At 41.1% G+C, this 13,117-nt stretch carries 17 protein-coding genes and 1 other RNA gene; 6 read left to right on the top strand and 12 right to left on the bottom strand.

The window, feature by feature from the left end:
- Positions 1-148: 148 nt before the first annotated feature.
- The 7 genes from ssrA to MHH31_RS15635 form a co-directional block, all read right to left on the bottom strand.
- Positions 149-512: a transfer-messenger RNA gene (ssrA, locus tag MHH31_RS15605) on the bottom strand.
- A 180-nt stretch (positions 513-692) separates the two neighbouring features.
- Positions 693-1,163, bottom strand: coding sequence for an SsrA-binding protein SmpB (gene smpB, locus MHH31_RS15610; protein WP_008347658.1), 471 nt, complete (start codon positions 1,161-1,163; stop codon positions 693-695).
- Between the two features lie 139 nt (positions 1,164-1,302).
- Positions 1,303-3,642, bottom strand: a complete 2,340-nt coding sequence (rnr, locus tag MHH31_RS15615; RefSeq protein WP_024719828.1) for a ribonuclease R — start codon at positions 3,640-3,642, stop codon at positions 1,303-1,305.
- A 19-nt stretch (positions 3,643-3,661) separates the two neighbouring features.
- Positions 3,662-4,408: a carboxylesterase gene (locus MHH31_RS15620; protein ID WP_008347663.1), complete on the bottom strand. Its 747-nt coding sequence runs from the start codon at positions 4,406-4,408 to the stop codon at positions 3,662-3,664.
- A 123-nt stretch (positions 4,409-4,531) separates the two neighbouring features.
- Positions 4,532-4,765: a preprotein translocase subunit SecG gene (gene secG / locus MHH31_RS15625; protein WP_003212746.1), complete on the bottom strand. Its 234-nt coding sequence runs from the start codon at positions 4,763-4,765 to the stop codon at positions 4,532-4,534.
- Positions 4,766-4,952: 187 nt separating this feature from the next.
- Positions 4,953-5,243 carry an AbrB/MazE/SpoVT family DNA-binding domain-containing protein gene (locus MHH31_RS15630; RefSeq protein WP_008347666.1) on the bottom strand — a complete coding sequence of 97 codons (291 nt, stop codon included), beginning with the start codon at positions 5,241-5,243 and terminating at the stop codon, positions 4,953-4,955.
- Between the two features lie 37 nt (positions 5,244-5,280).
- Entirely contained in the window at positions 5,281-5,514 is a 234-nt protein-coding gene (locus MHH31_RS15635) for a helix-turn-helix transcriptional regulator (RefSeq protein ID WP_008347669.1), read from the bottom strand.
- A 154-nt stretch (positions 5,515-5,668) separates the two neighbouring features.
- On the opposite strand from MHH31_RS15635, the gene MHH31_RS15640 reads away from it, so the two are divergent.
- From MHH31_RS15640 to MHH31_RS15650, 3 genes are all read left to right on the top strand, one after another.
- Positions 5,669-6,073, top strand: coding sequence for a helix-turn-helix transcriptional regulator (locus MHH31_RS15640; protein ID WP_007500204.1), 405 nt, complete (start codon positions 5,669-5,671; stop codon positions 6,071-6,073).
- Positions 6,074-6,203: 130 nt separating this feature from the next.
- Positions 6,204-6,605, top strand: a complete 402-nt coding sequence (locus MHH31_RS15645) for a transcriptional regulator (protein ID WP_008347673.1) — start codon at positions 6,204-6,206, stop codon at positions 6,603-6,605.
- A gap of 82 nt (positions 6,606-6,687) precedes the next feature.
- Positions 6,688-7,008 (top strand): helix-turn-helix domain-containing protein, encoded by a 321-nt coding sequence (locus tag MHH31_RS15650; protein WP_007500199.1) that lies wholly within the window; start codon positions 6,688-6,690, stop codon positions 7,006-7,008.
- Between the two features lie 81 nt (positions 7,009-7,089).
- Here MHH31_RS15650 and MHH31_RS15655 read toward each other — a convergent pair whose 3' ends face one another.
- From MHH31_RS15655 to MHH31_RS15670, 4 genes are read right to left on the bottom strand one after another with little or no spacing between them, the layout of a single operon-like run.
- Complete coding sequence (locus MHH31_RS15655; RefSeq protein ID WP_008347676.1) at positions 7,090-7,779, bottom strand: ABC transporter permease; 690 nt, start codon at positions 7,777-7,779, stop codon at positions 7,090-7,092.
- 21 nt (positions 7,780-7,800) lie between these two features.
- Entirely contained in the window at positions 7,801-8,718 is a 918-nt protein-coding gene (locus MHH31_RS15660; RefSeq protein ID WP_008347678.1) for an osmoprotectant ABC transporter substrate-binding protein, read from the bottom strand.
- 13 nt (positions 8,719-8,731) lie between these two features.
- The gene (locus tag MHH31_RS15665; protein WP_041507781.1) at positions 8,732-9,385 is read right to left on the bottom strand and encodes an ABC transporter permease; all 654 of its coding nucleotides are present in this window, start codon (positions 9,383-9,385) and stop codon (positions 8,732-8,734) included.
- Between the two features lie 13 nt (positions 9,386-9,398).
- A complete protein-coding gene (locus MHH31_RS15670) occupies positions 9,399-10,547 on the bottom strand; it encodes a betaine/proline/choline family ABC transporter ATP-binding protein (RefSeq protein ID WP_008347682.1) in 1,149 nt (382 codons plus the stop codon).
- Positions 10,548-10,816: 269 nt separating this feature from the next.
- Here MHH31_RS15670 and MHH31_RS15675 point away from each other — a divergent pair, with 269 nt between their 5' ends.
- Positions 10,817-11,353 (top strand): GbsR/MarR family transcriptional regulator, encoded by a 537-nt coding sequence (locus MHH31_RS15675; RefSeq protein WP_017359221.1) that lies wholly within the window; start codon positions 10,817-10,819, stop codon positions 11,351-11,353.
- A 55-nt stretch (positions 11,354-11,408) separates the two neighbouring features.
- Here the strand turns inward: MHH31_RS15675 and MHH31_RS15680 are convergent, their stop codons facing one another.
- A complete protein-coding gene (locus MHH31_RS15680; RefSeq protein ID WP_024719834.1) occupies positions 11,409-12,044 on the bottom strand; it encodes an NAAT family transporter in 636 nt (211 codons plus the stop codon).
- A gap of 118 nt (positions 12,045-12,162) precedes the next feature.
- Between MHH31_RS15680 and MHH31_RS15685 the strand changes: the two genes are divergently transcribed.
- Positions 12,163-12,627 carry a hypothetical protein gene (locus MHH31_RS15685; RefSeq protein WP_342494980.1) on the top strand — a complete coding sequence of 155 codons (465 nt, stop codon included), beginning with the start codon at positions 12,163-12,165 and terminating at the stop codon, positions 12,625-12,627.
- Positions 12,628-12,642: 15 nt separating this feature from the next.
- A complete protein-coding gene (locus MHH31_RS15690) occupies positions 12,643-13,107 on the top strand; it encodes a GNAT family N-acetyltransferase (RefSeq protein WP_024719836.1) in 465 nt (154 codons plus the stop codon).
- Positions 13,108-13,117: the final 10 nt, after the last annotated feature.

Here is a 13,117-nt window from a genome sequence, read left to right on the forward strand (position 1 = left end):
TGTTTAAAATTCAGATTGTTTAAGTTTCTAATAGCAAAGAAAAATGACGCTGTGATAGCGTCATTTCATATAACCATTCATTTTTTAAAGATGCCAGACCCGCACCAAGGGCTTTCAAACCCTTGATACGACTACATTCTAAAAGTTTTGATGGAGACGGTGGGAGTCGAACCCACGTCCAGAGACATCGATTACTTAAGCGTCTACGAGCGTAGTCAACATATTTACGTGTTCACTCATCCTCATGCCTGCTGACGGGCGCTTGGAGAGCTAGTCTGATGGAACTCTTCTTACGTCCTCAGACGAAAACGTAAGCGTAGCCTACTTCATTGGGCTCCTCACAGACACATAGGCGATGTCAGGAAGAGCTCGCTGCGCTTATTAGGCAGCTAGTGCTAAGTTTTGGTTAAAACTTTTAGTTTTGCCAGTTACATTTAGGTGCGTGTTAACGAGATCGCCTCTCGGCTCGCAACCTAAGCTCGAACCATCCCTGTCGAATCCGTAACGTCCCCTTGTAAAAGGGATATACGGGATGGAAACGTTCTTTAGCTTAACTGCTTCCGTATATGACTATTATAACAATCTCATCGCTCGAAACAACTGGTGGTTTCTGTAAAAAACGACGATGATTGTTTACTGCATAACATATTGTAGCATAATGCTTCCGCTCTCAGCAAGCCATCTGCATGCGTCTAGAATTGCTTTTGCCGGTCACGGAAAGCACGCTCGATTTCACGTTTCGCATCTTTTTTCTTCAGATCTTCACGTTTATCATATTTCTTCTTCCCTTTACCGACTCCAATTAGCACTTTGGCAAAGCCATTTTTCAAATAGAGTTTAATGGGAACAAGTGAGTAGCCCTCTTCCTTTGTCGCACCAATCAATTTACTGATTTGTTTGCGGTGAAGTAGCAGCTTTCTCGTTCTGAGCGGATCATGGTTATAACGGTTCCCCTGCTCGTATGGGCTCACGTGCATATTGTGAAGAAACACTTCTCCCCGTTCGATTTTGGCAAAGGAATCTTTTAAATTCACTTTTCCTGCTCGAATGGATTTGATTTCAGTTCCTTGTAATACAAGGCCGGCTTCGTATGTTTCTTCTATAAAATAATCATGATTTGCTTTTTTGTTTTGGGAAACAACCTTTCCCTCTCCCTTTGGCATTGGCGTACACCCTCCTTTTGACACAGACACGGTCCAAATCGTACGGATTATTTTATCAAACAATCCAGCTTTCGACAATGCTGCTGCCACGTGGTCAAAAAGCAAATAGAGCATGGTGCCCTATTTGCTTTTTGTCACGTTACTTTTTCTTTTTGCGCTTTTGTTTCGGTGCGTTATCAAAAACGCGTTTTTTCTTTTTCTTCTTTTTACGACCTGTGAACCAGTCGCCGCCTTTATCCTCTTTGCCTTTTTCCCCAGAGGCCTTTTGACCTCCGCGTCCTTTTTTGGCTGGTGGATCTGTCCGTTTTTTGAACTTGAAGTCTTTTGGTGATTTACGGCGAGTGCCTTTCATCCCGACGATTTCAAAATCAATGGAATGCTCATCTTTATTCACACTCACCACTTTGACAGTAATTTCGTCACCGATGCGATATACATTCCCTGTCCGCTCACCGATCATGGCAAAGTGCTGTTCATCAAAACGATAGTAATCGTCTGTCATGTAGCTCACATGGACAAGACCTTCTATCGTATTCGGCAGTTCAACGAATAGTCCGAAATTCGTGACGGAACTAATCATACCATCAAACTCTTCACCGATTTTATCAAGCATATACTCTGCCTTTTTCAGGTCATCTGTTTCGCGCTCAGCATCAACAGAGCGGCGCTCCATTGTAGATGCATGATCTGCGATTTCTGGCAGCAATTGACCCCATTTTTCAAGGGTCGCTTCGTCTGTCTTTTTCTCTATTAAATAGGTTCTGATCAGCCTATGCACGATTAAGTCAGGGTAACGGCGGATCGGTGATGTGAAGTGTGTATAGAATTCCGTTGATAATCCAAAATGTCCAATGCTTTCTGGATCATACTTCGCCTGTTTCATTGAGCGAAGCATCACAGTTTGAATCACGACTTCTTCCGGCTGATCACGGACGGCATCAAGTACACTTTGAAGAGCACGCGGGTGAATATTCGTTGACGTTCCTTTGACTATGTAGCCAAATGTCGTCACGAACTCTAAAAAGCGCTGAAGCTTCTCAGGATTTGGTTCTTCGTGAATTCGGTAAATGAACGGAACATTCATCCAGTGGAAATGCTCGGCAACTGTTTCGTTTGCCACCAGCATGAATTCTTCAATTAGTTTTTCGGCAACAGAACGCTCACGAATGACTACGTCTTTTGCTGCGCCTTCATCATCTACAAGCACTTTTGCTTCCTTGAAGTCAAAGTCGACTGCTCCACGCTCCATTCGCTTGTCACGCAGAATTTCTGCAAGCTTCTCCATCTCTTGGAACATTGGTACTAACGGCTCGTATTTGTCTAAAAGCTCTTCATCTTGGTCAACTAAAATCTTATTCACATCGGAATAGGTCATTCTTTCCGTCGTTTTGATCACACTTTGGAAAATTTCGTGTTTGACGACTTTCCCACTTCGATCAATGATCATTTCACAAGAGAGTGTGAGACGATCAACCTTCGGATTCAATGAGCAAATGCCATTTGACAGGCGATGAGGAATCATTGGAATAACGCGGTCTACAAGATACACACTCGTTCCGCGCTCATAGGCTTCCTGATCAATTGGAGAGTTTTCCGTTACATAATGAGAGACATCCGCAATATGCACACCTAGTTTGTATTTACCATCATCCAGCTTTTGCACAGTAACCGCATCGTCCAAGTCCTTTGCATCTGCACCATCAATGGTCACAATCGTTTCGTTGCGCAGATCACGCCTGCCCTCTAAGTCTTTTTCATCGATCGTTTCAGGTGTGTCTACTGCCTGCTGGAGCGCTTCTTCCGGAAACTCACCTGGCAGCCCGTGTTTATGAATAATTGACAAAATATCGATGCCAGGGTCATTCTTGTGACCAAGGATTTCAGTCACTTCACCTTCTGCGCTCATTCTACCTTCTGGATAGCTTGTCAGCGTGACAACGACTTTATGACCTTCAACCGCTCCGTTTTTAGCGGATTTCGGAATGAAGATATCGTTTGTGATTTTTTTATCATCAGGAATGACAAAACCAAAGCTTTTCGTTTCTGTATAAGTACCGACAACCGTCTGAGTATTACGTTCCAGAATACGGATGACCGTTCCTTCTTTTTTGGTGCCATTTGATTTGTGGCTGACACGAACCATGACGGTGTCGCCATTCATTGCTGTGCCTAGCTCATTTGGCGGAATGAAAATATCATCCTGTCCAAACTCTTCTGGTGTCACAAATGCAAATCCTTTTGCATGCGCAGACAGCTTTCCTTTTACCAAGTTCATTTTTTCCGGTACACCATAGCGGTCGCTGCGGGTACGGACGATAAGCCCCTGATCCTCTAATATCACAAGTGCTTTGACGAGCTCTTTATAATCATCTGGATTGGTAATTTCCATCATGACTTCTAATTCCTGTACCGTTAATGGTTTGTACGCCTCTTCTTGCATAAACGCAAGTAATTCATCCATAAATTCTTCTTTTTGCACACTCTAACCCCCTATATATTTAAATTGACCAATCGAGTGATTCTAAGAATGCATATACATCCTGATGAACCTTCTCCCGCTCTTTATCAAGCGTGATAACATGGCCCGATTCTTCATACCACTTTAAATGTTTTTCATCTGTCTCTACTTCGTTATAAATAATGTTTGCACTGTCTGTATTAATCATATGATCATGACGTGCCTGAACAACAAAAGTAGGTGAATAAATCATGTCAACATTGTTTCTGACATCTGCAATGAGTTCTTGAAGAGCCTTGAGTGTACCCATTGGTGTTTTCTTGAACTCTTCCATCTCTTGCTCAATTTGATCCTCTGACTTACCCTCGAATTTTTTATAGTTACGGGCATAATCTAGTACACCCTGGTACATGACTTCTTCACTTTTTATGTACATAGGTGCACACATAGGTACAATTCCCTTTACAGGTACAGTGTAACCTAATTTCAATGAAAAAACTCCTCCGAGGGATAGTCCGCAGACCGCAATTTCCTCATAACCTTCGTCTTTTAAAAATTGATAGCCTTCTTCTACATCTTTCCACCAATCTGTAGGACCTGTATGAACAAGCTCCTCTGGCGGCACACCGTGTCCTTTGTATTGAGGTGCATGGCATGTATAGCCTCTTTCATTTAAATAGCGTCCAAGCATACGAACATCGGCTGTATTCCCAGTAAAACCGTGAAGAAGAAGCACCGCCTTTTCTCCACCTTTAAACGTAAATGGTTTTGGTGTAACAACTTTCATGATGTGACTTCCTTTCCTTCTGATATGGTTTATATTTTCCACTTGTATGTATGAAACAAACACAAAAGAGTGCTGATAATAAAAAAAGGTCTGAAAAAAGATCAGACCTTCTGTTACTCGCGCCTACACGCCTAAATATGCCAATGCAAGTGTTAAGATGAAGAAAAGCACTGACAAAATGACAGTTAATCGGTGAAGAATCAAGTCAAGACCTCTCGCTTTTTGCTTACCGAAAAGCTGCTCGGCTCCACCTGAAATAGCGCCTGACAGTCCTGCACTTTTACTTGATTGTAATAATACAACGATGATAAGTGCGATACTGACAATTACGAGTAATGTGATAACAAATGCGTGCATGAAAACACCTCCAGACAAACTGGTACACATAACTTTATTTTACATGAAAACAAGGTGCATGTCACGAAACATCAAAATAAAGATTTCCTATATATTGTCGACTTTATATGTCATTTTGATTCAATTTCGCTCCAATGGATTGTATGCAGCATTTTTTATATGCAATTTTTGAGGTTAAAAAGCGTTTTTAGCGAGTTGCTTCTTCTTTTAAGAGCTGTTTTAATTCTACTAACAACCGTTCAGCTCCTTCAGGACTCAGCACGACGTTACCATTTCCATAGCTTTTGTTGTATTTCGTTATTTGGCCAGTTAATAAGCAGCTCTTATCTGCATCATATTTTTTCAGCATAATGGTTTGATCTTCGATGAAAATTTCTAACAGCTGCTCTTCTTTTATATTGAGTACCTTCCGCATTTCTGAAGGCAGAACAATTCTGCCAAGCGAATCGATGTGTCTTACCATTCCAGTTCTTTTCAATGAAGCCGCCTCCTTAATGATCATACAATGATTTCATTCATTGACTTTTGTCAACATCTTCATAGTAAAATAAATCTTCAAATTTTTTATCAAAGTAATGAATCATTTTACCAATGACAAGCTGTCCTGGCTTCCGGTGACCATTCAATACCCTGCTGAGTGTGGCAGGAGAGATGCCAATTTCATCTGCGAGCTGATTTAAAGACATATCGTTTTCGATCATATACTGCATCACAAAAGCCCGCCTTATCTGAATCTTTTCGACCATCATTACAACCTCCTATAGGATCAATATGTACAACATGTAGGACTCTCACATCTCCCGGATTCATTAACTTATGTCAACACTTTTACGCCCTTTCTATTTCCTTTGGTCAATGATCATACTAAAATAAGTCATATACTGAAATGTGAGGTTCGATGACATGAATCACTTTGGTGAACAATTACGCATTTTAAGAGAGAATAGAAAGATGTCTGTCAATCAACTCGCCATGTATTCAGGCGTAAGCGCTGCCGGTATTTCTCGGATTGAGAATGGAAAGCGTGGTGTGCCAAAGCCTTTAACCATAAAAAAATTAGCACGCGCTTTGAAGGTGCCTTATGAGGATTTAATGCTGCTTGCCGGTTATATTGAACAGGAAAAAGTGCATGAAATGAAACCGAAATATGAATCCATATTAAAAATCTATCAAACGGCGCTTCAAAAGGATGTAGAACATCTCCCTATTTTCGATGGAGACCAATGGGAAACACTCACCGCACAAGACATCAGCCAGCTGAATCAATACTTTCTCACGCTCATTAACCAAAAAAAGGCGAACAAATAGCGGGGCATAAACTTAAGATACATCCACCATTAACTAATGTCAATATTTTCATGGTACACTTATTGCCAATAGTCAACAAATCGAGTACACTAGAGATAACTAATCTTTAACCATGTGAGGTTTTGAGTTGATGAACTTCGGTGCATATTTAAGAGCATTACGTGAGAAAAGGAAACTATCGGTGAACCAATTAGCGATGTATTCAGAGGTCAGCGCTGCTGGTATTTCTCGGATTGAAAACGGGAAACGCGGCATTCCGAAACCTCCTACAATTAAAAAACTAGCAGGTGCATTAAAAGTACCTTATGAGGACATGATGCAGGCTGCAGGGTATATTGAAGAAGCATCTTCTGCCTATGTCATAAAGGAAGAAGAAACGGCTTTTACCCAAATAAAAGAAGCAGCAGAGCAATATGAACTGGATGATCTTGAAATATTTAATGGGGACATATGGTCCACCCTTTCTAAACATGAAATAGAGGATTTAAATCGCTATTTGTTATTTTTACTAAACAGCCGTTCGTCATCGTAAAATGTTTTGATCATTGACAAGCTTTTTGCGCCGATTTTTGACAGAATTACGGTATAATGGGTTCAGATTGGAGTGAAGAAAGATGAATCAATCTGATATGTGCCCGCGGTTTGAAAAAGCAGTTGAGTTATTAAGTAAACGCTGGGTGGCACTGATTGTTTTTCAGCTTCTCTCAGGTTCACAGCGCTTTAGTGAAATCGAAGCAGCTCTGACCAATTTAAGCGGAAGGGTTTTATCTGAGAGATTAAAAGAGCTGGAAGCAGCAGGCATTGTAAAACGGGAGGTTTTTGCTGAAACACCCGTGCGTATTGAGTATTCATTAACTGATATGGGGCGCTCACTTGCACCCGTTTTTGAGGAAATTGCGAAGTGGTCCTCTGAATGGATCACACTTGAATCATAAGTGTCTCCTGATGTGAGCCGCCTAATCATGATAAAAAAACCTCCCCTACAGATGTAGCGGAGGTTTTGTCTTTTCAAGCATTTATGCGGACGTCATGTTTTTTTCAGCTAATGCCTTGCTTTCTTTTTTCTTGTTGGTTGGGCTTAAATAGCGTTCAAGCCAGCCCATGACAAGGTCGGCAATAATGGCCATGAGCGCAGTTGGAATAGCACCTGCTAAAATAATGGCTGTTCCGTTTGTCGCGTTTGATCCTCTGATGATAATATCACCAAGTCCTCCAGCACCAACAAATGTCCCAATCGCTGTAATACCGATTGCGATCACAAGTGCGGTTCTTAAACCAGCCATAATGACAGATAAAGCAAGCGGTAATTCAACCATTCTCAGCACTTGCCATTTCGTCATGCCCATCGCTTTCCCCGATTCTAAATAGGCATGCTCAATGCTGACAATACCTGTGTACGTGTTACGGATAATTGGCAGAAGCGAATATAAAAAGAGTGATAAGATGACTGTATTTGCACCAAGTCCTAATACAAGCATCAACACAGAAAGCATCGCTAACGCTGGAATGGTTTGAATGACATTGGTTATCGCGAACACCCAATTGCTCAGTTTGCGGTAATGCGCCACAAAGATGCCGACTGGTATTCCGACAATTGCCGCAAACAATACCCCATACGCTGACATGAGGAAATGCCGGTAAAATTCTTCTAACACATATGAACCGTTCTGTTGATAATACGCCCATAATTGCTGTAGTGTGTCCATCAGCTCTGACACCTCCCAATCTTACTCAAAGTAATTGTGTTTCTTTAGAAAATCTCTCGCAACAGTCGCTGGTTCTTTTAGTTCTCCATCGACTTGATAATTGAGCTCTTGCATTTGTTCGGTATCGATTTTTCCAATCAACCTGTTGATCACCTTGTCCAGTCCTGGATTTTCTTTTAATACCTTCTCAGGGACAACTGGTGATGCATCGTATGGTGGGAAGAATCGTTTATCATCTTTTAAGATTTTGAGATTATACGCTTTGATCCGGCCATCTGTTGAATAGGCAAGCACAATATCCATTTTTTCATTTTTCAATGCGTCATAGACTAGACCGATCTGCATCGGAAAAGTGCTTCCAAATTCAATTCCGTATGTTTTCACAAACCCTTCGTAACCGTCACCTTTCTTTTTCAGCCAAATATTATCCACACCGAAGCGATAATTTTTGGCATTCTTTTTTAAATCAGAGACTGTTTCTAGGTTGTTTTCCTTCGCCATCTTCTGCGTCACAGCAAAGGCATACGTATTATCAAACCCATAGGAATCAAACCATTTGTAATCATAGCGTTTTTTGAATTCTTTCTGGACGATTTCCATTGCACGCTTTGGATCTTTTTCTGCATCCATTCCTAGCGTACTTGTTAAATCCGTGCCTGTATATCGTGTTGCTGAAATGTCGACATCACCGTTTTCCATTGCTTTCTGCTGGACCGTATTTGAGCCTAAATTCTTCACAATGGTTGTCTTTTTATCTGTGTAATGCTCAATGATGTCTCCCACCATATAGGCCATAATTTCTGATTCTGTAAAGTTTTGTGCACCGATTCGCAGCGTGCTCCCTGAAGAGCCGGCTAGTCCAGGAAGTGAACAGCCACTTATGAATAGCAAGCATCCGGCAAGCAGTGCACTGATCCATTTTGTTTTTCGATTCTTCACATGAGCCAACTCCTTATGAAACTTCCTTCAAACCTTTTAAGCCTTCTGGTGTTACTTTTTTCTCAAGCTTCATCAATATAAGGTCAATAATGACGGCTAAAATAGTGACAGGGATTGCACCCGCAATAATGTATTCCGGCTGGTAAAGCTGAAGCCCAATTAAAATGTAGTCACCAAGACCGCCTCCACCGATAAAAGCAGCAAGTGTTGTCCACCCAATTAAATAAATCGTTGAGGTTCTGACACCTGCCATAATGACCGGAACAGCAAGCGGCAGTTCCACAAGACGAATTTGTTCCCATGTCGTCATGCCAATCCCTTTACCAGATTCAAGCAAGTTTTTGTTCACACCTTGAACACCGGCATACGTATTTCTTAAAATAGGCAAAACGGAATAGAAAAATAGCGCAACGATCGCAGGTATTTTTCCAACTCCCAAAATAGGAATAAAAAATGCAAGAATCGCTAAACTAGGGAGTGTTTGAAAGATATTCACGATGCCGATGACAAAACCGGCGCCTCTTTTCATTCGTGTAAGAATGACGCCTAAAGGAACGGCCACGATAATGCCTAACACAACGGCAATTAAAGAAATGTATAAATGCTCCCACATTTTTGTGAGGAGTTCCCCACCATTTTTCTCAAGAAAATCGATGATTTGATCCATGTGTACACCTCCCTTAGTTCATTTCAGTGACAGCCTCCGGGGTATCTTCTCCCCAAATAGAGTCATATACGACATCTACAAGACTTGCACGTGTGACGATGCCTTTTAAGTGCCCTTTTGCATCGACAACCGGTACATATTTAATGCCGCGTATTAAGATCTTTCGGACAGTATCTCTAAGAAGTGCACCTTCTTGTACTGTATAAAATTCTGTATTTAAAATATCGCCAACGAAGGCTGCTTTTCTGCGGTTTGCATCGATGGTTTCAATGTCGATATAGCCTTTCAGCACATGATTTTCATCAACGACAAGCAGGGAATCAACCCGCTTTTCTCTCATAATAAAGATGGCATCTGTCAATGTTTTTTCGACGGTAATGGTGACTGGGGACGTGTTCATCATTTGTTCCACACGTTCCATATTCGGGTTTGACTGAAGTAGACGTTCTTTCCCGATGAATTCTTCTACGAATTCGTTCGCAGGGTTACGTAAAATGTCATCTGGGGTGCCCACTTGGACAATCTCTCCATCTTTTAAAATGACAATGCGGTCTGCAAGTTTAATCGCTTCATCCATGTCATGTGTGACAAATACGATTGTTTTATTTAACGTTTTTTGCAGTTTCTTAAATTCTTCCTGCAATGAATCTCTTGTAATTGGGTCAAGTGCTCCAAATGGTTCATCCATCAGGATTAAAGGGGGTTCTGCTGCGAGTGCGCGAAGAACGCCGATACGCTGCTGCTGTCCTCCACTGAGTTCATGAGGGTAACGCTCTAAGTATTCCGGCCCCATGTCGACGAGTTTGAGCAATTCACGCGCTCGTTCTTTTCGTTTTTCTTCCGGCCACTTCAGCAGCTTCGGCACAAGGGAAATGTTTTGTGCGATGGTCATATGAGGGAAAAGTCCAATTTGCTGAATCACATAACCAATTTCTCTTCTTAATTGGACTGGATCTTTTTTCATAATGTTTTCTCCCTCGATCAATATGTTTCCTGAGGAAGGTTCAATCAGTCGGTTAATCATCTTCATGGTTGTCGTTTTTCCACAGCCACTCGGTCCAATAAAACAAATAAATTCTCCTTTTGCTATTTCTAAATCAATATTTTTGACAGCTTTTTTTCCGCCTTTATACGTCTTAGATACATTCTCTAGTTTCAGCAAATGAGACACCTCCAATTAGTCGGATATATATTTTCAGAAAATTTACACCTTATTTATTATAGTGCAAACTTTATAAAATAAAAAGTTTACAATGTGTTTGTATTGCATAAGATTTATTTAAAATTTTCAGTTAACGGTCTGATATGTACCAATCCCTCCTTTTTCCTCCAACTTACGAGCAAATACTCAATATTTATTGTTTTCATCAACAAACAGGTATATGATATATTGTGTTACAAATTGTCAGTCGTGAAGGGATGAAGCGGGGAATGGACAAGCAAGCGTTAGGCGCCATTCAAAAAGCACAGGATCATTATATTGAAAAAGCTGCCGAGAACATGAATGCCTTTGGTCTTTCTGCCACAGTGGGTAGAGTGCTTGGTATCATTCATATGAACCGTAAACCAATGACGCTCGGTGAGCTCTCAGAGGCGACCGGCATGAGCAAAACAAGAATGAGTCAAGTCGTTCGAGAAATGCTTGATTTGAATATTGCTGAAAAGGTTTATGAAAAAGGAATACGCAAAGATTTATATGACGTTGAGCAAGATCAATATCAAACCTTTATTTCATTGTTTGCAGCCAATTGGTCACGTGTTGTCAGCAAAAATCGCAAGGCACATAAGAAGACATGCAAGGAATTGCTGGAGCTGCTTGAACAAGATGACCTGCCAGAAGAAACAGTAGATAAAATCAATCTTCTTCTTTCAGAAATCAAGGAAAGTCTCGATTATTATGACTGGATTAGCCGTTTAATTGAGTTCTTTGAAAGTGAAGAAGTATTTCAACATGTGCCAAAACCTTAAAAAAAGCTGTTTTATTTTACAATTTTGTAGAAAAAAACAGCTTTTTTATATACACTTATGACATCAGCATTGGGAACATCCCTTTGATCCCTGCGCCAATCATCTCTACTGCCACAACAGCTAAAATCAATCCCATTAATCGTGTCACGACATTCATCTCTGTTTTCCCCATTTTTCGCATAATGAAACTCGAATAATGAAATGCATAATAGGTCATGGCAAGTACGACCACAATGCCAATAAGAATCGCAAGCAGATGAAGCGTTACTTGGTGGCTTCCTGGGGTTAAGCTCATGACGGTTGCAATTGTACCAGGTCCGGCAATGATCGGAATGGCGAGTGGGGTCACCGAAACATCAGCCTTCTCTTTGCTCTCTGCCTTTTCATCCGAATGAGGGTTTTGAACATGTGATTCTTTTGCATTTAGCAAATTGTAAGCGATACCAAAAATAAAAATACCTCCGGCGATACGGAGTGCATGGATATCAATGCCAAACAATTTGAAAATGAGCCTGCCTGCCAAAAGAAAGGCAATCAAAATCATAAAAGACACAACAATCGCTTTTTTGGCCGTCTGGGATCGTTCTTTTTCTGAGTAGCCTTCTGTTAAAGTGATGAAAAGAGGCACGTTTCCAATGGGATTTGAGACAGCAAATAGTGACACAATGACATGAATCATAAAGGAAATCAACAGACACCCTCCTTTTTTCATAGTGTCTGCTAATCTGATGCGAATATTCCCTTGTTCTGTTAAAACCTGGTTTGTTTTAACCGATGATAATAGAGGTTTAACGAAAGGGGAATAGAACATGAAAAAAAACATCACGATCATTGTCTTGTCTGTGATCATCCTAGGTGCAACTGGCTGGATTGTGTGGCAGCAGCAGTCGCTCACCGCATCAGAGAATAAACACCAGCAAGAAATGAGAAAGAATAATGAGCACCTGACACAATTAAAGTCAGAAGGAACGGATATGAAAGATGAAATGGATGGTCAAAAAAAGGAATTGTCCACCGTCACAAACAAGCTGAAGAAAGAAAAGAAGGCGCATCAAAAAGAAATCAAACAACGTAAAGCACTTGAATTGAAAATAGACCAGCTTCAAAAAGAACTGGCATCAGCGAAAGCAACGGCTCAAGCGAATAAGCAGGCAGCACAAACGACTAGGAAAGCAACTGTCAAAAAGGACCCAAATGTCACCCATCATCCTCCTTCTCAATGGGTGCAGGATCAATATGATTGGGGTGTTAAACAAGGGTATATCAAAGAATAGAGAGGATGAAATGATTTGATACAGATTCGGCCATTGTCTCATGATCAATCTGTTCCTATGGATCTTTTACTATTAGCTGACCCTTCAACTGAAAAAGTCCTTGCCTATGTACAATCTGGTTCTTGTTATGTTGCTTTTCATAAACAGGACATGATTGGTGTGTATGTTCTGACGCCTCTGTCTCAGCAGACAGTGGAAATCATGAATGTCGCCGTGAAGGAGTCATGGCAAGGTAGAGGAATTGGGAAGCAGCTGATCCGCCATGCTATTTCAGAAGCCCAGGCAGCTGGCTTTCATACAATTGAAATTGGCACAGGCAACTCTAGTATTCAGCAGCTCGCCCTGTATCAAAAATGCGGTTTTCGCATGGCGTCTATCGATCACGATTTCTTTCTGAAGCACTATGATGAACCGATTTATGAGAACGGTATTCAATGTATGGATATGGTGCGGTTGTCACTCGTTCTTCAAGCAGACTGACTTCATTCAG

The sequence above is a fragment of the Bacillus sp. FSL K6-1033 genome, assembly GCF_038630765.1.
Classification (GTDB): Bacteria; Bacillota; Bacilli; order Bacillales; family Bacillaceae; genus Bacillus; species Bacillus altitudinis.

Coding starts and splice junctions, on each gene's coding strand:
- smpB (WP_008347658.1), bottom strand. CDS start 1,163: ATGCCAAAGGGAGAGGGAAAGGTTGTTTCCCAAAACAAAAAAGCAAAT.
- MHH31_RS15620 (WP_008347663.1), bottom strand. CDS start 4,408: ATGAAAGTTGTTACACCAAAACCATTTACGTTTAAAGGTGGAGAAAAG.
- secG (WP_003212746.1), bottom strand. CDS start 4,765: ATGCACGCATTTGTTATCACATTACTCGTAATTGTCAGTATCGCACTT.
- MHH31_RS15635 (WP_008347669.1), bottom strand. CDS start 5,514: ATGATGGTCGAAAAGATTCAGATAAGGCGGGCTTTTGTGATGCAGTAT.
- MHH31_RS15640 (WP_007500204.1), top strand. CDS start 5,669: ATGAATCACTTTGGTGAACAATTACGCATTTTAAGAGAGAATAGAAAG.
- MHH31_RS15645 (WP_008347673.1), top strand. CDS start 6,204: ATGAACTTCGGTGCATATTTAAGAGCATTACGTGAGAAAAGGAAACTA.
- MHH31_RS15650 (WP_007500199.1), top strand. CDS start 6,688: ATGAATCAATCTGATATGTGCCCGCGGTTTGAAAAAGCAGTTGAGTTA.
- MHH31_RS15655 (WP_008347676.1), bottom strand. CDS start 7,779: ATGGACACACTACAGCAATTATGGGCGTATTATCAACAGAACGGTTCA.
- MHH31_RS15665 (WP_041507781.1), bottom strand. CDS start 9,385: ATGGATCAAATCATCGATTTTCTTGAGAAAAATGGTGGGGAACTCCTC.
- MHH31_RS15675 (WP_017359221.1), top strand. CDS start 10,817: ATGGACAAGCAAGCGTTAGGCGCCATTCAAAAAGCACAGGATCATTAT.
- MHH31_RS15685 (WP_342494980.1), top strand. CDS start 12,163: ATGAAAAAAAACATCACGATCATTGTCTTGTCTGTGATCATCCTAGGT.